The 18,597-nt window shown below is 47.8% G+C and carries 9 protein-coding genes; 6 read left to right on the top strand and 3 right to left on the bottom strand.

What is annotated here, in order from left to right; genetic code table 11:
* Nucleotides 1-47: 47 nt before the first annotated feature.
* The 3 genes from IEY13_RS16560 to IEY13_RS16550 form a co-directional block, all read right to left on the bottom strand.
* Nucleotides 48-3,413 (bottom strand): hypothetical protein, encoded by a 3,366-nt coding sequence (locus IEY13_RS16560; protein ID WP_188954093.1) that lies wholly within the window; start codon nt 3,411-3,413, stop codon nt 48-50.
* A gap of 122 nt (nt 3,414-3,535) precedes the next feature.
* Nucleotides 3,536-4,444 carry an SMP-30/gluconolactonase/LRE family protein gene (locus IEY13_RS16555; RefSeq protein WP_188954091.1) on the bottom strand — a complete coding sequence of 303 codons (909 nt, stop codon included), beginning with the start codon at nt 4,442-4,444 and terminating at the stop codon, nt 3,536-3,538.
* Nucleotides 4,445-4,473: 29 nt separating this feature from the next.
* Nucleotides 4,474-5,631 carry a substrate-binding domain-containing protein gene (locus IEY13_RS16550; protein ID WP_188954089.1) on the bottom strand — a complete coding sequence of 386 codons (1,158 nt, stop codon included), beginning with the start codon at nt 5,629-5,631 and terminating at the stop codon, nt 4,474-4,476.
* 209 nt (nt 5,632-5,840) lie between these two features.
* On the opposite strand from IEY13_RS16550, the gene IEY13_RS16545 reads away from it, so the two are divergent.
* The 6 genes from IEY13_RS16545 to IEY13_RS16520 all read left to right on the top strand — a co-directional run bounded on the left by IEY13_RS16545 (nt 5,841) and on the right by IEY13_RS16520 (nt 18,506).
* Nucleotides 5,841-8,873 carry a SusC/RagA family TonB-linked outer membrane protein gene (locus IEY13_RS16545; RefSeq protein ID WP_229687893.1) on the top strand — a complete coding sequence of 1,011 codons (3,033 nt, stop codon included), beginning with the start codon at nt 5,841-5,843 and terminating at the stop codon, nt 8,871-8,873.
* Nucleotides 8,874-8,908: 35 nt separating this feature from the next.
* Nucleotides 8,909-10,393, top strand: a complete 1,485-nt coding sequence (locus IEY13_RS16540) for a RagB/SusD family nutrient uptake outer membrane protein (RefSeq protein WP_188954087.1) — start codon at nt 8,909-8,911, stop codon at nt 10,391-10,393.
* A gap of 10 nt (nt 10,394-10,403) precedes the next feature.
* Nucleotides 10,404-12,677: an FAD-dependent oxidoreductase gene (locus IEY13_RS16535; RefSeq protein WP_188954085.1), complete on the top strand. Its 2,274-nt coding sequence runs from the start codon at nt 10,404-10,406 to the stop codon at nt 12,675-12,677.
* Nucleotides 12,678-12,772: 95 nt separating this feature from the next.
* Nucleotides 12,773-14,527, top strand: coding sequence for a sodium:solute symporter family protein (locus IEY13_RS16530; protein ID WP_188954083.1), 1,755 nt, complete (start codon nt 12,773-12,775; stop codon nt 14,525-14,527).
* A complete protein-coding gene (locus tag IEY13_RS16525; RefSeq protein WP_188954081.1) occupies nt 14,524-17,334 on the top strand; it encodes a sugar-binding domain-containing protein in 2,811 nt (936 codons plus the stop codon). The genes IEY13_RS16530 and IEY13_RS16525 overlap by 4 nt, the downstream gene beginning before the upstream one ends.
* Nucleotides 17,335-17,408: 74 nt before the next feature.
* Nucleotides 17,409-18,506, top strand: a complete 1,098-nt coding sequence (locus tag IEY13_RS16520; protein ID WP_188954078.1) for a TlpA disulfide reductase family protein — start codon at nt 17,409-17,411, stop codon at nt 18,504-18,506.
* The last annotated feature ends 91 nt before the right edge of the window (nt 18,507-18,597 follow it).

The following is an 18,597-nucleotide window of genomic DNA, read 5'->3' as shown; positions in this document are numbered from 1 at the left end:
TTCAACAGGCAGACACGATAATATATCAGGATAAGTAACCGGCGTAATCATTTGCCCAACTGGTAATAACCCGAAAAAATAAACGGAGGCAGTATGATACCAGAACTTATCTCCAGTATACGCAGTTCCAACGGAAGCCCTCTGCCATATCGGTATTTAAGTACGTTTACATATTTTTTAGATTCCTGCTTCATAAATACCAGCCGGTAAACATAAATGGAGAAGCCTGCCGCACCTATTAACCTGATAACTTCCGGATGATCAATACTGCGGGTTTTACGCAGGGCCGCTAACAGGTTTTGCACCTGTGGTTCGCTATGATACTGAAGTGCATTAATAATAGCTTCCGTATCACTACCGGCATTGAGTGAGGTAGTCAGTTGCAGGTTTTCCCCAAATGCCTTTTGTACTGTAGCGGGTAATTCCTGCCATGAGGGATAGTGCGAAGGAGAGGTTATCTCCACTTTGTCAGACTTCAGCGTTCTTGCGTCAACACCCGTTGTAAACGTGTCACCATCGCCGGTTTCATGTTTTTCCGGAAAATGATCAATCATGCTTTGTACAAGGGCTGCCTGTTCGTTAATACTGGCGTCGCCCAGGGATTGTAATACGGCTATAAGCTCATTCATATTCTCCTTATCACCTGACGAATAAAACCGTTTTTTCAGGCGTTGCCTGGTAGTGTCAATCCATACGAGCAAGTCGCCCCATTTTTGCAGGTCATGGGGAGCTATGTTGTTATTCCTATCCAGTTCTGTTTTAATCCTATTCCACACACGAAACAATACTGTGGTAATAATGCTGGCCGTGCCGGGCTGTGGTTCAAAATCTCCTACATCATATTTTAATGCCCGTGAGTCACTTTTAAGCGCCGTCAGATTTTCAGGAATCATATCCAGCTTATCCATATTAAGCCGGCCATGTACCTGCGCCTTTTCTTTATCTTCCCGGGTAGCATATTTTTCAATAGCACTGATAAGATGATCGCTGAAAAAGAAGTTATGCTTCGATATCTGTTTTTCATCCGTCTCCAGCTCTACAATGGCTTTGGTACGCGGATCAATCAGTCCTACACGTACACGATGTGCATCAACGCCGGGTAATACAAAGTAGTCTGCACTTTGCAGCCCCTTTGAGTTTTTATTGGTACCGGTTATTGATCTGATATCTGCCAGACCCATATTTTTGTTACTGCCTTTCCAACCCGTTGTTGGAAAACTGTCACCGGAAAGATGCTTTGTAAAGCTGGATACCTCTCCATTACGGGTTCGCAGGTTGCGGTTCTGATTCTGATCGCCCACGCTGGCATCAATCTCTAATCTGCCCGGTGCATTCTGCTGTTTCGATCCGGCCATCTTATCTCCATCGGGCACCTTAGCCAATGCCTCAGCAGCTATATAAAAGTCACCTCCGATAATCAACTCAGCCTTCCTGTCATTAGCAATTGTTTTCAGCGTTTTAAGCGGACCTTCCAGTTCTTTAAATATTTTCTGTCTGTCAAACTCATTACCATATGGGGTGGTGTGTACAGCCGCCAGCCATATTTCCTGCTGTGGCTGCTGTGGTAACGGTATTGCGTTTTTTCTGGTAAGACGATGAACAATAATCGGCCTGTAATCAAGGTATCCCTCTGTTTGCTGCTGAGATCCGGATGGCAGTTTCTTTCTTTTTTCCGGTTTCATCCATTCAATAGTATCATCTGCGTAAGCCCTGTTGCTTACGGTTTTTGTACGTTGAACACCTACATAAAAATAGCCTTTATGGTCAAACTTCTGTTTATCATATACCAGCGGGTAATATTCCCTTTGCGTACCCTGGCCCTCTTTATTCATAGCAGCCATCTGGGGGCCTTGCGCCACGCCATATTTATGTTGCGTAACCCTATCCACTTCGCTGGTAAAAGACAGAATACCGCGGTTCATTTCGTTCAGCAGCATAAAGTCAAGATTCAACTGATTGTTTGCGAGCAGGGAAGTAAGGTGCGATACAATTGCATATTTATTCAGTTCCTTATCCAGGTATACCGCCAGATTCATATCGTCTGTACGGTACTCCTCCGAACCCTTCCGGTTAATTAAGGCATTCAAGGCCTTGCTAAGGTTGCCAAGCGCCTGGTGTAAAGGATTGGTAGCATTTTCCAGCTGAAAAGTACTCAACGCTTTAATCACCTGTCTTAGTTCTTTTACACGGCTAATCAGGTGCAGCAAGGCAGGCTCGTCACCATCCGGCGGAAGTGAGGCATTCTGAAATGACTGCAGCAGGGTAGTGATAAAGCCGTAGTTATTTTTTAATTGATGAACCACCTCATTAGCACGCAGCTGATTTAATAATTTATCAATGGCATTGAACGTTTTTTTCTGATCGTCGCCCAGTATCTTCTGATAGTTTTCCAGAGCTTCTATCACTTCAACTCTATACAGTGGCGCAATGCGGTATTTGCCAGCTTCCCTTACAAAAAAACGATCAGTAAAATTTTTATTCATCTTGCGTACAAAAGCAAAAACAGCTTTTATCTGTTCCCTGGTAAGCAGGGGGCTGGCCACGCTTTCCAGTTGCTCCGTATTCAGTTTCCACATTTCAAACATTACCTCTGTTTCCTGCGCGGTTACAGCGTCCAGGCCTGGGTTATTACCCTGCATCTTGTTTCCAACACTCCCGATAAGTTCATTCACCATTCCCTTTCTGGTATTATGGCGTCCACCGCCAATGACCCGGAAGTCCGCCCGGTCTCTGTTATTGATTACGTTGGAAAAGCCATGCAGATTCCAGATTAAACCTCTCAGCAGGGGTTGTGGAGCGGGCATATTTTTATTTACAGTTGCAGGATCAATTTCAACGTATCCATCGGTGTCTTTGGCCCGTTGCATGCGTGCATGCTGCCGGTCCAGTTGTGCCAGCAAAGGGTTTTTCAGCTGTATATTTATTTTAGTAACGATCTCCGATCTCAAAGTACCAACAATTTCCAGCCCTGGCGTTAACCGGTAACGTTCAAATGCATCGCCAAAAAAAGCGGCAATAGCTTCTTCAGCTACCTGCGCTTCTCCTTTTTTGTCATCATCATCCATTAAACATCCTCTTAATGCCGCCAGTGCCGGATTAAACATAGCAGGCAAATCGGGGTAGCGGGCCGCCGCGTTTTCCAGCACCGGAATCACAATTTGTTCCAGCACAGCACGGCTGAAATCTGAAATAAGCTGTGTCGCTGCCCCGGAAGTAACTACTGTTTGCTTTAACAGTTGCAGCGGATTGTGAGTGCCTTTGCTTTCCGTAATTCTGAGAAAGGGATTGTGTTTAACAGGCTTTGTTTCTGTCTCTTCGCCCGCAGTAAGCATTTGCAGGGGATTAGCACTTACGATACCGCTTGTATGGGTGGCATTTTCGGTATTAGTATGTTGTGGCGAAGGTGTTTTCATAACAGGCAAATAGGTAGCTGTATAAACAAATATAAGTTACCCTGACTATTTTTCAATTGTTCCGCAGTTTGGCTACGCAATGCCCCGATCTCACTACGCCGGGGAGCTGAGATTCACAGGCTTTATTCTATTCCCTTTACCTGCATGGGAATGGTATAAACCGCGGTTGAAGCAGTAATAAAGAGGTCTGAATGGTTTTTTCCGCCAAAACACACATTACTTGTCCATGGCTCTTTTACCTCAATATGACCAATCTTTACGCCTTCGGGATTAAAAATGGTAACACCATTACCTGCCAGATAAAAATTACCCCTGCTGTCAAGCGTAATACCATCAGCACCCTGGTTAATGATCTGTGTCTGATCGCCGAGATCACCGTTTTTGCCAATGGAGTAACGATATACTTTGTTACGCTGAATATCTGCAACATATAAATATTTACCATCTGCTGAGCCTACGATACCATTGGGTTTAGCTACATCTTCCGCCACCACTCTTACGCTGACCTTTTTACCAGGGGGCAGGTAATAGACTTTCTGTCCTTCCATTTCAGGCTTTTTCCTTGTCCAGTAATCCCGCTGATAATAGGGATCTGTAAAATAGATGCCACCTTTAGCATCAACCCAAAGATCATTAGGCCCGTTCAGTTTTCTGCCATCTACAGTGGATAGCAATACTTTTACTTTTTTATTTTTACTAACACACCATAACTCATTGTTTTCATCCGCACAAACCAACAGCTGGCCATGTTTATCAAAATAGGTTCCATTTGCGCGGCCGGCGTTATCCATAAACAAAGAAAGGTTTCCGTTTGTGTCGTATTTCCAGATCTGATTGTTCGGTTGATCCGTAAAATAAATATCGCCTTTTGCATTTACCGCCGGCCCTTCCGTAAAGGTAAACTGGCGGGAGATGAGTTGTAAACTATCCTGGTTGAACAGCTGGGCACTGACCTGCAATGAAGTGAGCGAAAAAAGCAGTACGTATAGAAAAGAAAAGCATAGCCTGACTAAGTAATATAGATGATTCATTTTATGATTTATTATTTTAATTTTCGCGTTCACCTCACCGATGATTGCCGTACCACCAGTTTGGCAGGCAGTATCCGGTGTACAGGCTTGTATTTGCCAAACCCTTTGGTAATATGGTCTATCAGCAGCCGCATAGCCACCCGGCCCATTTCCTGAATAGGTTGTTCTATGGTGGTCAATGCCGGCTCTACATGGGCCGAGAAAGGGTTGTTACTGAAGCCGGCAATGCCCAGTTGCTGCGGCACCTGTATTTGTAAAGACTTAGCTGCAAAAAGGGTATGGGTGGTGCAGATGTCGTTAAGGCAAAAAATAGCATCCGGCCGGTCACGCATCTTCAACAGCTTTTGGGCACATTGGGTGGCATGGCGCCCCGTAAGGTTGTAAGGCAGTATGTATTTCTCCTGCACGGGAATGCGGTATTTTTTTAGTGCATCCAGATAGCCATTCAGCCGGTTCTGGCTCAGCAGCAGACTGGGAGGGCCGCCTATGTGTGCTATTTTTTTGTATCCGTTTTTAATCAGATGCTCCACGCCTTTATAAGCGCCTTCATAATCATTCACCGTTACCCGCGAGGTGTTCATGGCTTCGCAGATGCGGTTGAAAAACACCACGGGAATGTTGTGCTGCTCCAGCGACCGGAAATGATCGTACTGCTTTGTTTCTTTGGTCATGGAGGCAATAACCCCCTCCACGCGGCCTGATAACAATACATCCACATTGGCCTTTTCTGTACCTGCCGACTCCTGCGACTGGCAGATGATGACATTGTAACCTGCCTCCGCAGCCACTTCCTGTGCAGCTATAATGAGGGCAGGAAAGTAATAGTTCACAAATTCGGGTACCAGTATGCCGATGGTATTGCTCTTTTTGTTCACCAGGCTTTGCGCCATGTAGTTGGGGTGGTAGTTGAGCTTTTGCGCCATTTCCAGCACCGCCTTGCGCGTTTGGGCATTGATATCGCTGTGTGCCTGCAGGGCCCGGGACACGGTAGACTTAGAGATGTTGAGGGCCGTGGCAATATCCCGGATGGTAGGCATGGCCTGCTGTTTTTCAGCAACAGGCGCAGCGGCTGCTTCCGGCAGGGTAAAATATACATGGCAGTCTTTACAATGATAGCGTTGACGGCCTCTTACAATGCCTGCTTTGGTAATAGCATGCACCTGTTTGCATTGAGCGCATTTAATCATGCCGGTAGATAGTATTGGTTTTGGTTACAAAGAAAACAGCAATCCTGCAATACGCATGTATCGGGAACGATACCGCAAACGTTCCCGGTAGAACCTGTGGTCTCAGCTGCATACAGCGGTATAAATTCTTTCTAATATTGGCAAATAAGATTGCAGACATGCCTGTGCTTATGCGTTTCTTCTAATGCTTATGTAAAAAATATTGCCATATGAATGTAATGAAATTAAGGGAACTGACGACAGTTCCTCTGGTAACCCTTTTGCTTCTTTGCTGCTCCTTTTTTGCTCAGGCCCAAAACGGCAACCAGATTGTAGAAGGGCAGGTGTCCGATGCAAGCCATATTCCGCTTTCCGGGGCCAGCGTTACGGTTAAGGGCACCCCGCAGGTTACTACCACCAATGCCGAAGGCCGGTTCAGGCTGGCTGGGGTATTGCCCACTGCAGTACTGGTAATCACTTACAAGGGTTATAAAAGCCTGGAAGTGCCCGTGAATAACCAACGCACGCTCACTATTACCCTGGAGGTAGATGTAAATAAACTGGACGATGTGGTAGTGGTAGGGTATGGCACCCAACGCAAAGCCGCCACCACCGGCGCTATAGCCAGTGTTAAATCGGCCGATATTACCCAAACGCCGGTAGTGAATGTGGCCCAGGGGCTGCAGGCGCGGGTATCGGGTGTACAGATTACCCAGAACAATGCGGCGCCGGGGGGCAGCATCAGTGTGCGTATCCGGGGCACCAACTCCATCAACGGCTCTTCCGAACCTTTGTACATAGTAGATGGTATACAGATAAGCAATGAGGCCAGCGTAACGGATGCCAGTCCGCTATCAACCATCAACCCCAACGACATAGAATCGGTAGAGGTACTGAAAGATGCATCAGCCACAGCTATTTACGGTGCGCGTGGCGCCAATGGTGTGGTCATTATATCCACCAGGCGGGGTAAGAACGGGCCTACAAGGGTACAGCTGGAAACCTACCAGGGTATTCAGCAGGTAACAAAAACCATTGACATGCTCAATGCTGCCGGCTTTGCCAAACTGGAAAACGAAGTGTACAATGCTGCCATCTACATCAACCCCGATTCGCTGGGCAAGGGTATAGACTGGCAGGATCTGCTTTTCCGCGATGCCATTATACAAAACTACCAGCTATCCGTATCGGGTGGCAGTGAGAAAACACAGTTCAGTATAAGCGGCAACTATTTTAACCAGGATGGCATCATTATCAATTCCAATTTTAAAAGATATTCACTGCGCCTCAACATCGATCATAAAATCAGTGATCGCTTTCGCATGGGAGCCACCGTATTGGGCAGTTACTCTATCAACAATACCATCCCCACCGGTGCTACCGGGCTAGACGGCCTGGCTACTGCCAGTATTGTAGGGGCAGCTTTAGGCGCTCCGCCCACGTTGCAGCCTTACCGGGAAGATGGCAGCATTTATCCTTTCTCCGACCAGTTTAATGGCCGTTACCGCGAAGTAGTAAATCCGCTGGGCATGGCTGAGGTACTGAATCAGAAGGCTATTAAACGCAACATGGCCAACCTTTATGCCGAAGCTAAAATTACAGCGGGGTTAACCTACCGGGCCTCTTTCAATGCTGATCTTTCTTCCACCCTGGCAGACAGATATTCACCGCTATACATTCTCGGCAGTCTGGAAAAAAATTCCAGTTCCGGCAGTGCTTACAAGGGTAACAGTAATGGTACGGCATTGCTGCATGAAAGTATTCTTACCTGGCAGCGCAACCTGGGCGAACATTCCCTGAAAGTGACGGGTGTATGGGGTACGCAAAAAAATACGGGTAACTCCAACAGCATTGAGGCCAGCGGTTTTCCTAACGATGTAACTACCAACGAAGCCATTGGCCTGGCGGTAAACAGAACGGTGGGCAGCTACCGTACCGAAGAAAGGCTGGACAGCTATATGGGCCGCCTGAACTATGGCTTTAAAAACCGGTATTTTATAGATGTAACCATGCGTTATGATGGTGCTTCTAAATTTGGCGAGAACAATAAATATGGTTTCTTTCCTGCAGTGTCTGCGGCCTGGCGCATTATTGACGAACCCTTACTGCAGCGGCAGGATTTTTTCAGCGATCTGAAACTGCGGGGCAGCTATGGCGTAACAGGTAATGCAGCCGCTATCGGGCCCTACAACTCACTGGCTCTGGTGGGCTCCGGAAGCAACTACCAGTTCAATCACATTTATACCATAGGGGTAAGCCCAACGGGTATACCCAATAAAGACCTGCGTTGGGAGAAATCAACCCAGCTGGATGTCGGCGTAGATCTTTCGATACTCAACAACCGCCTCTCTTTTATTGCGGATTATTACCACAAACGTACCGACGACCTGTTGTTTGTGCGCAACCTTCCTTACTCATCCGGCTACCAGTCAGTAACAGGCAACTTCGCCAGTATTGAAAATAAGGGACTGGAGCTGAGTGTAAGTGCCCGTATATTAGAAAAGGCAGTGAAGTGGACGGTAAATGGCAACATTACCTTCAACCGCAACAAGCTCATTAACCTGGCGGATAATGTTAAAGAGTATGTGGTAAACAACTATGTGGTGCTGCAAACCGGTCAGCCGCTGGGTATTTATAAAACCTATGTATTCGATGGCATTTACCAAACGGGGGAAACCATTATGGAAGGTTCGGGCAGCCGCACCGGTGGGGTAAAGGTAGCCGATGTGGTAAAAGATGGCCGCATTACAGCCGATGACCAGGTGATTACCGGTAATGCCAACCCCAGCTTCATTTTTGGCTTCTCTACCAACTTATCTTACCGGAAGTTCGATTTCAGTGCTTTTGTTTCCGGAGTACAGGGCAACGACCTGTACAACCTTAGCCGCTATACTTTCGAAAATCCATTGGGGCAACGCAATGTGGTGGCAGGTATGAGCAACCGCTGGTCGCCCACGAATGCTGCCAATGAATATGTAAGTGGTTACCAGGGCGGGCGTTTGCCTATTACCAACCGCTTTGTGGAAGATGGTTCTTTTGTACGGGTAAAGAACATTACCCTGGGGTATACACTGCCACGCATAAAAGGGGTAAGCAACATACGGGTATACCTCAGCGGCAACAACCTGTTTACGTTTACCCGTTATAGTGGGTACGACCCGGAAGTGAACGCCTTTGGCGGTTCTAACACGCAGGTAGGTATTGACAACCTGGTATATCCCATGTCGCGCAGCTACCTGGCTGGTGTACAGTTTACCTTCTGATCGTACTCCTTATTATCACCCCACAAAACCATGTTATGAAACCATTCAAAATATATTTCCTGGTTGCTTCCCTGGCGGTACTAACTTCCTGCAGCAAACTTACCGAGAAGCCCTATTCTTCCATTTTTACCGATCAGTTTTACCAAACAGCATCGGATGCCGAAGCAGCTTTAACGGCTGCGTACAGCCCCATATCGGGCCTGTACAATACAGCAGCTGTCTGCGCTTCTGACTGGAGCGCCGATCAAACGTATCCACGCCCGGTAGTAGGCCGTAATACGCTTACGCTGTTTAACTACGACGCCAACTACACCACGCAAAAGAGTTTCAGCCGCCTGTTTGAATCGCCCCAGCAGATATGGGAAAGCAGCTACCAGGGCATTGAAAAAGTGAACTGGGTATTGGAGAAAGTACCTAACACCCCAATGGATGTGGCGCGCCGCGATCAGATTATGGGGGAAGCTTATTTTCTGCGGGCTTTTTACCACTGGACGCTCACCAAAAACTTTGGAGACGTGATACTGAAAACGACGGCCAGCACCAGCCTTACCAATGCCGTGGTAGCCAAGAGCACACAGGCAGATATATACAAACAGATATTTGCCGACCTGGATAAGGCCGTAGATGCCTTACCCGGTTACAGCAATGCCTTGCAAAAAGGCAGAACCTGTAAAGAAGTGGCCCTGCTGTTGTATGCCAAAGCAGCGTTGTACAACGGCAACTGGGCGCTGGCCTTTGAAAAAGCAAAGGCAGTGATAGACTCGAAAAAGTATACGCTGATGGGAGAGGTAACCGACCTGTACCATATAGCCAGAGAAGATGCAGCCAGGCAGGAAAACATGTGGGCTTTTGAATGCGAAAGCGCCACACCGGGCCTCAGCAGCCAGCTGATGAGCCTGTACGGCCCCAGAAACAGCGATGGCCCCGCTTATGGCACTTCTACTTTCGGCTCTGCTTTTGCCTACCAGGCTTTCTTTGATTCGTTTGACCCTGCCGATGCCAGGCGCAAACTGCTGGACACGAATTATGTAAACAAATCGGGGCAGGTTATCCGCCAGAAAGATATCACACCCATTACGCCTAAAGGGGTATTGGTTAAAAAGTATATGGATGCCAACTCAGTGGGCATCAGCAGCACTATCAATGTGCCCATTTTCCGGTATGCTGATGCGTTTCTGATTGCTGCAGAAGCAGAGGCCCGGCAGAATGGCGCTACTAAGGTAGCTTATGATCTGATGCATGAGATACGCTTTCGCGCGCATGTGAATGACCTGCCGCAAGGCTTATCGAAAGACGGGTTTATAGAAGCGGTTTTGCAGGAGCGTTCCTGGGAGTTTTTTGGAGAAGGTGACCGCTGGTACGATCTTACCCGCACCGGCAAATTCCTTACCGTTATTCCCGCTGCCGTAAATGATGTATATCCCGTGCGTACGCCACAGCCCAAACACAAATACTTTCCTATACCGCAGGATGAGATCAATGCCAATGCATCTGTACAACAAAACGATCCCTGGAAATAATTGATATTATATGATGAAAGCATCGGAAAGCACCGGAAGAACATTGCATACCCTACACCTTACTGCCGACCTGGCTATTACCGGTGGTGGCCTGTCAGGCGTATGCTGCGCCATTACAGCGGCACGGGAAGGGTTGCAGGTGGTATTGTTGCAGGATCGTCCTGTACTGGGCGGTAACGCTTCCAGCGAAGTGCGGCTGTGGGTACTGGGTGCCACCTCCCATATGGGCAATAACAACCGGTGGGCACGCGAAGGCGGTGTAATAGATGAGTTGTTACTGGAGAATGCACACCGCAACCCGGATGGCAACGCCCTGTTCTTTGATACCTTACTGCTGGAGAAAGTGCTGCAGGAAAAGAACATTACCCTTTGCCTGAATACAGCCGTATACGATCTGGATAAAAAAGATGCCGATACCATTGCGTGCATACGGGCCTTCTGCAGCCAGAACAGCACGCGGTATGAAGTAACTGCCCCCATATATTGCGATGCTTCGGGCGATGGCATACTGGGCTTTTTATCAGGTGCTGCCTTTCGCATGGGCGCGGAGCCGCGGGAAGAGTTTGGAGAGGCTTTTGCACCGGATGCAGCCTATGGCGGCTTGCTGGGTCACTCCCTGTATTTTTATTCAAAAGATGCGGGCAGGCCGGTGGCTTATCATCCGCCTTCTTTTGCCCTTACAGATATTACGAAGATTCCGCGGTTCCGGAACTTCCATCCCAAAGACTTCGGCTGCCGCCTGTGGTGGATAGAATATGGCGGCAGGCTGGATACCGTGCATGAGGCGGAAACCATTAAAATGGAATTATGGAAGGTGGTATATGGTGTATGGAACCACATTAAGAACTCCGGCCAGTTTCCGGAAGCCGCCAACCTTACCCTGGAGTGGGTGGGCACCATTCCCGGCAAGCGGGAAAGCCGCCGCTTTGAAGGTTACCATATGCTTACACAGCAGGACATTGTGGAGCAACGGCCCTTTGAAGATGCAGTAGCCTTTGGCGGCTGGTCGGTAGACCTGCACCCGGCAGATGGGGTGTTTAGTGAAAAGCCGGGTTGTAACCAATGGCATGGCAAAGGGGTTTACCCCATTCCGTACCGTTGTTATGTAAGCCGCAATATTACCAACCTGTTTCTGGCAGGCCGCCTTATCAGTGCTTCGCATGTGGCTTTCGGCTCCTCCCGTGTAATGGCCACCTGCGCACACGGCGCACAGGCAGTGGGCATGGCCGCAGCACTTTGTAAGCAATATAATGTTACGCCTAAGCAGGTGGGCGAAGCATATATAACGGAATTACAGCAACGACTGCTGAAAACCGGGCAGCACATTCCTGGCGTGGTGCTGAATGATGCAGCAGACCTGACGCAGCAGGCCACCCTTACCGCCAGCAGTACCTTGCTGCTGGATGAAATTCCGGCTGCGGATATATGGAAGCCCTTGCAATATTCAGCCGCCCAGATGCTGCCGGTACAGCAGGGCCCCATGCCCGTGCTAACGTTTACCGTAAGGGCACAACAGGCCACTGAGCTTACCGTGGAATTGCGCCGGAGCAGCAAGGTGGTAAACCATACGCCGGATACAACGCTGTATACCGAAACCTATACTTTGCAGGAAGGAGAGCAGGTGCTTTCTTTTGATGCCGGTGTGCATTTTGAGGAAGACTGCTATGCTTTTGTACACTTTATACAAAATGAGCGGGTGCTGCTGCAGTACAGCAACAAGCGCGTTACCGGCCTGTTGTCGGTGTTTAACAAAGCCAACCCGGCAGTATCCAATTATGGGAAGCAGGAACCGGCTGCCGGGTTGGGCTTTGACACTTTTGAGTTCTGGTGCCCGGAGCGCCGCCCGGAAGGGCAGAACATAGCCATGACCATTACGCCTGGTTTGGCAGCTTATGCTACCACTCACTTGCAAAACGGATTGCAACGGCCCGTGAGCAGCACCAATGCATGGGTAGCAGCTTATGAAGATCGCAGCCCGGAGTTAACGCTTTCGTGGAACCAGCCCACTACCATTCACCGTATGGTTTTAAGTTTCGATGCTGACTATGACAATCCGTTAGAGAATGTATTGATTCTGCAACCGGAAACGGTAATGCCGTTTTGCGTAAACAGGGTAGAAGTGCGGAACAGCAACCAGGAGGTGGTGGGGGTTATAGAAGGCAATTACCTGAGCCAGCGCACATTGGTTTTTGATAAGCCGGTGGTAACCCAGCAGCTGAAACTAAGCTTATACAACAGCATGGCGGAAAGCCCTGTTTCGCTGTTTGAAGTACGTTGTTATTAACCAGCAGAATTAAACGATATTAGGGTTGCTGTTTACAAAGCCCTCTGCAAACACCTGAATTACTAACGATGCCTGAGCAATTATAAAACCTGAGTATGAGTACGTCTTTAGATACGCTTGTTATTGTTGTGTTCTCTGCCTTTATTCTCTGTATGGGCATGTTGTTTGCCCGTACGGGACGCAACATCAAATCTTTTTTTGCCGGCGGGGAAGCCGTACCCTGGTTTATTGGCGGCCTTTCGCTGTTTATGAGTTTCTTTTCTGCAGGCACCTTTGTAGCCTGGGGTTCTATTGCTTACAAATATGGATGGGTATCGGTAACTATTCAATGGACCATGGCCTTCGGCGCTTTAATAGCCGGCCTGTTTATTGCGCCGCGCTGGAAGCGTACAGGTAGCCTTACGGCCGCAGCATTTATTCAGCAGCGGCTTGGCAGCAGTGTACACAAGCTGTATGTATACATTTTTATGGCAGTTTCGCTGTTTATAAAAGGGGCGGTGTTGTATCCTGTTGCCAGGTTGATCAGTGTATCACTCGGCTTTCCGTTAATGCCTGCTACCGTTGTACTGGGTATTATGATGATTGCCTATACTGCAGTGGGTGGCTTATGGGCCGTAATGGTAACGGACATTCTACAGTTTGTGGTATTGACAGCGGCGGTGCTGATAATACTGCCTTTATCGCTGCAAAAAGTGGGTGGGTTTAGCGCTTTTACAACGCAGGCACCGGATGCTTTCTTCAACGTATTAAATGGCGAATACACCATCGGTTTTGTTATGGCGTTTGCCTTGTACCATATTTTTTATATTGGCGGCAACTGGACATTTGTACAACGGTATACCAGTGTAGACAGTGCCCGATCGGCTAAAAAGGTGGCATTGCTGTTTGCATTGCTGTATCTGATAAGTCCGGTCATATGGATGCTGCCACCTATGATTTACAAAGTAATTAATCCCGGTTTGCAGGGGTTGGATACGGAGAATGCTTACCTGCGCATTTGCCAGCTGGTATTACCTCCCGGCCTGATGGGGCTGATGCTTACAGGCATGTATTTTTCTACTTCTGCCACAGCCAATACCACACTGAACGTGGTATCTGCTGTGTTTACGAATGATGTATACAAAACAGCTATAAACCCGAACGCCAGCGAACGGCAACTGATGAAGGTAGCCCGCCTTTCTTCCTGGTTCTTTGGTGCCTTTATGATTTTTATTGCGTTAATAGTACCCTCTATTGGTGGTATGGTAGAAGTGGTGTTAAGCATAGCCGCTGTAACAGCTGGCCCGCTGCTGGCACCGCCTATATGGGCCTTGTATTCAAAACGGCTTTCCGGTACGGCGGCCTTCTGCATCAGCATTGTTACCCTTGGCCTGAATATAGTGTGTAAGCTGATATTACCCTATACCATTGCCTTTAAACTAAGCCGTGCGCAGGAAATGGTGCTGGGTGTGGGCCTGCCGCTGTTGCTACTGCTTTTAAATGAATGGTACCAGCGCAACAGGCTGGCAGCCTGTACCGACTATACCCGCTATATAGGGGAACAGCGGGAGGCTACAAAAGAAGCACAGAGCATTGACCCGCAAGAGGCTTATGCCATAAAAAAGCAGAATCATTTTGGCCTGCAGGTGATAGCCTTTTCCCTGCTGTTTACGGCCCTGATGCTGTTTGGACTAAGCTTTATAGCTACCACCGGCCGCACGCTTACTGCAGGCATTGCTGTGGCCATATTGTTTGCAGCCATCATACCCCTGCTGGCAGCCCGCCGCTCTAAACAACGGCTGGCGCAGGAAGCAATACGCCTGCATCAACCCCAAAACATATCTACACCCGTTACAACCATTGTATCATGACCAAATACTATATATACACATTGCTTTGTTTGCAGCTTGCCTTTTCTGTGCAGGCGCAGACAGCCGGAGAAGATACCTTATCCTTAAACAGCGCCTGGCATTTTAAAACAGACCCAAACAATACCGGTGAAAACAAAGGCTGGTACCAGCCAGCTTTGGAAATTGCCGGCTGGGAAACCATGCAAGTGCCAGGTAACTGGGATACGCATAATGAATATGCCCACTATGCCGGTAAAGCCTGGTATAGAAGGCCATTGACAGTACCGGCCGGCTGGAAGGGAAAGCTGGTTCGCCTGCAGTTTGAAGCAGTGTTTCATAACAGTAAGGTATGGCTGAATGGCAAACTGCTGGGGGAGAGCCACAGCGGCTTTCTGCCCTTTGAATTTGATGTATCGGCAGCCCTGAATTATGGCGGCACCAATACGGTAGTGGTGTGTGCCGATAACAGCTACCGCCGCGGAGCTATCTGGAACTGGGGTGGTATACGCCGCCCGGTGTTTCTGGTGGCGGGGAATGCGGTAATAACAGAGCGGCAATGGATTGCACCGGTAGTGAATCTGAAAAACAAAACGGCAAACGTTACCGTGAAGGTGCTGCTGAAGAATACCGGTACTACCGCAGAAAACATGCGCGGCGAAGTGGTATTGACAAGCCCAGACGGATTGCGCCGGGTACTGCCCTTTACAGCCGCTGTACCAGCCAGTAATACGAAAGAAGTGCTGGTAACAGCTACACTGGCAGGTAAAGACTTTCATTTATGGGGAGTGGATGCCCCGTACCTGTACCATTGTACCGTTAGCCTGTACAGCGGACAGAACAAAGTACATGAGCTTACCAACCGTTTTGGCCTGCGTAAAATAGAATTGAACAATGCTACCTATACTTTTCTGCTGAATGGCGAGCCATTACGCCCCATGGGCTTTAACCTGGTGCCTGACGACCGCACCACCGGCAACACCTTGCCCTTATGGCGCATTAAAGAAGATATAGACCTGATGAAGGAGCTTGGCGCAAACATGGCCCGCTTATCGCATCTGCCCCTGCCGCCTGAGGCGATGGATTACCTGGATGAAAAAGGCATGCTGATATTTGATGAAATATCGCTGTGGGGGCTTGATCCACTGGCAGACAAACAACAACCCTTACCCCGCAAATGGCTGCAACAACTGATGGATCGCGACTATAATCACCCCTGTGTCATTGGCTGGTGCGTAGGCAACGAGATAAGCCAATACCCTACGGTGCTGGAATATGTAAAGGATGCCATTGATTACGTACACCGTACCGATAGCTTGCACCTGGGTGTGGTAGTATCGCACATGAGTGACCGGGAAAATGACCCGATACAATACGGCGATCTTGGCCTGATTAACAAATATGGGTCTTCCATAGGTATGCTGGCAGATCGCATTCACGAACTGTACCCTTCCAAAATATTGTTTTATACAGAGTATGGTTATGGCCAGCTGGGTGAAACACTGGATACCGATGCGCCGGCCAAAGCGATGCTGGACTCCTTGCGTTTTAAGCCGTACCTGATTGGGGGCTCGCTGTGGACTTTTAACGACTACCGCAGCAACTATGCCGGTACCAAAGAGCACTCAGAAAATCGCTCATGGGGCATTGTGGATGTGTACCGTCAAAAAAAACGGGCTTATTATTCCTTTCGTAAAGAATATGCGCCAGTGAGGGAAATGCAGCTAAGAGAAGCGAGAACCACATCTGCTACGCTGGTAATTACCCCGCGCAAAAAGCTGGATTTGCCTGCTTATACACTACGCAACTACCTGGTAGCCTGGAAAGCGATAGATACTGCACAAAAAATACTGGATGGCGGCATTGTATCGCTGCCCGTTATACAACCAGGCGATGCTGCCCTCAGCTTCCCGCTGCAATGGACGCCCAATCCGGCTATTGCGGCCCTGCACATTGAATTACTTTCGCCTTTACAATACTCCGTCTACGATACTCTCGTTAACCTGCAGAAACCAGCTGCGCCCACAGTAGTATATGCTACGGGCGTACGTACTGAAATGAACAATCTTACACCCCATACGGGTTCCATACGTATTGTATTTACTAAAAATCCACTGACAAAGTGGTATAAGGTAAGGTATGGCAAAGGCAATCTTACACAGGAAACAGCACCTACCATCAATCATTTTGCAGACATACCGCATCTGGATTTTTATGAAACGTATCAATACCAGGTAGTGGCAATGAATGATGCGGGCGAAACCCGTTCTCCTGTGCAGACAGTGAAAATTGGTTACGGGGTTGCGCCTCCGCTGATCTATTACACGGAGCCGGCTGACAGTGGCTTTTTTGTAGGCTACGCTTCTAATGCTGACGACTATCTGTACCGTATTCAATACACTACCATTAAAGGTGACTATAGTAATGCACGCACTTTGCAATCACAAACAAAAGGGGTATTGTGGGTGCCCGGGCTGGAGAATGGCAAAATTTATTATTTCCGGATGCAATTGATGAAACACAACGCTTATATGAGTGAGTGGTCGGAAGAGATCTCTATTACACCCGATGGCGGACTGTTGCCCAAAGCGCCCGTTGTGCGTGGCCTGCTAAGGAACAGCACGCAGGCTTTGGTATTCTTTACGCCTGTTAAGAAAGCAACAGGGTATATAATACAGTACCGGCAGGGTAGTAGAGCCTGGAAAGAGATGCATGTGAACAAAGGCACTACCGGGGTAGTCCTGCTCAGCGGGCTTAACGGGGCAGACGCTCCTGAATGCCGTGTTGCAGTGGAGAGCAGTGCAGGCAGGTCAGCTTTTAATCTGCAGTAGTAATCTTTTCTCATTATTGTTAAAGTGCTGTAAATACAGCACTTTTTTATTTTTAATAAATTAATATTGCTGACATGAGAATAACCCCACCAACTCTTTTACTGCTGCTTGTATTCGGGTGCAAACCAAAAACGGATAAGATAAAAATTACAGGCTATATAAAAAACATACCAGCGAGTCAGGTGTATCTGACAGACGCCTATCATTGGGAGCATATTCTGGATTCTGCTGAATATAAAAACGGAGAATTTCATTTTGAACTGGACGATACAAAATATAAAGAACCCTTTACAGCAAGCATATATATACCCGATACCAACCTTAAAAAGAATAATGGAATATTCTTTATTAATCCTATCACCTCCACAACAAAAGACACATTTTCAAACAATGGAATATTTCTGGTACACGGCAACAATATAATAAAGGGAGATTATTCTTCGAAACTAAAAAGAGTGTCCCTTACACCTACCTCAGAAAGCGTACTATATTTTGACCCCGTAATCAGCCGGTTAGGCTTGGGGTACTATAAAGAAAGGGGTAGCTGGTATGAGTATATGGAAGACCTGATAGCAAGGCATAGCGGCTCTTACTTTCTTGTTCATAAAATGTATGAATACAGAGATTCTTTTACTCCGGCAGAAATTAATGTTCTGTTAAGCCTGTTTAACGAAGATGTATGGAAATCGCCCACGGCCAGCAAACTGAAAAGCTATGCTAACAACGTTGTTCCACCGGGATATGCTTACCCGGATATGGAGCTGGTAAAGCCCGATAATACAGTGGGTAAACTGTTTGAGCGAAAAGGGAAACTGACCATGCTGGTGTTCTGGGCAAGCTGGTGCGGCCCCTGCAGGCAGGAAATTCCACTTATTAAGCAGATACATGACCGCTACTCATCCGCGGGTCTGGTAATTAAAAGCATATCTCTGGATGAAAATAAAGAGCATTGGATAGAAGCGCTGACAGAAGAAACAATGCGGTGGGAGCAATTTGCGCTTCCCTATCATACAGCTGCTACCATAAAAGCACAGTACAGAATTTCAGCAGTTCCGCTGGTGGTGTTTCTTGATGAAAATAATAGAGCTTTAAAATCATTTACAGGTTACCGGGACACCAATACTAAAGACTATGAAGAACTGATAAATCAATATATGCCAACGAAAGACTAAGATGTGTGCTGCCACAATACCTTACAACAGACATACAGAAGCATGCCTGTTGTAAAGGCGGCCTACTTAATTATTTATGCAAATCAGGAGC

The sequence above is a fragment of the Filimonas zeae genome, assembly GCF_014641615.1.
In the GTDB taxonomy this organism is placed as follows: domain Bacteria; phylum Bacteroidota; class Bacteroidia; order Chitinophagales; family Chitinophagaceae; genus Filimonas; species Filimonas zeae.
Note: the sequence above shows the minus strand (reverse complement) of the source record. Positions and strands in the feature narration are given on the sequence as shown.

What these genes read in the sequence shown, in the direction of transcription:
- IEY13_RS16560 (WP_188954093.1), bottom strand. Translation starts at nt 3,413, where the DNA reads ATGAAAACACCTTCGCCACAACATACTAATACCGAAAATGCCACCCAT.
- IEY13_RS16555 (WP_188954091.1), bottom strand. Translation starts at nt 4,444, where the DNA reads ATGAATCATCTATATTACTTAGTCAGGCTATGCTTTTCTTTTCTATAC.
- IEY13_RS16550 (WP_188954089.1), bottom strand. Translation starts at nt 5,631, where the DNA reads ATGATTAAATGCGCTCAATGCAAACAGGTGCATGCTATTACCAAAGCA.
- IEY13_RS16545 (WP_229687893.1), top strand. Translation starts at nt 5,841, where the DNA reads ATGAATGTAATGAAATTAAGGGAACTGACGACAGTTCCTCTGGTAACC.
- IEY13_RS16540 (WP_188954087.1), top strand. Translation starts at nt 8,909, where the DNA reads ATGAAACCATTCAAAATATATTTCCTGGTTGCTTCCCTGGCGGTACTA.
- IEY13_RS16535 (WP_188954085.1), top strand. Translation starts at nt 10,404, where the DNA reads ATGATGAAAGCATCGGAAAGCACCGGAAGAACATTGCATACCCTACAC.
- IEY13_RS16530 (WP_188954083.1), top strand. Translation starts at nt 12,773, where the DNA reads ATGAGTACGTCTTTAGATACGCTTGTTATTGTTGTGTTCTCTGCCTTT.
- IEY13_RS16525 (WP_188954081.1), top strand. Translation starts at nt 14,524, where the DNA reads ATGACCAAATACTATATATACACATTGCTTTGTTTGCAGCTTGCCTTT.
- IEY13_RS16520 (WP_188954078.1), top strand. Translation starts at nt 17,409, where the DNA reads ATGAGAATAACCCCACCAACTCTTTTACTGCTGCTTGTATTCGGGTGC.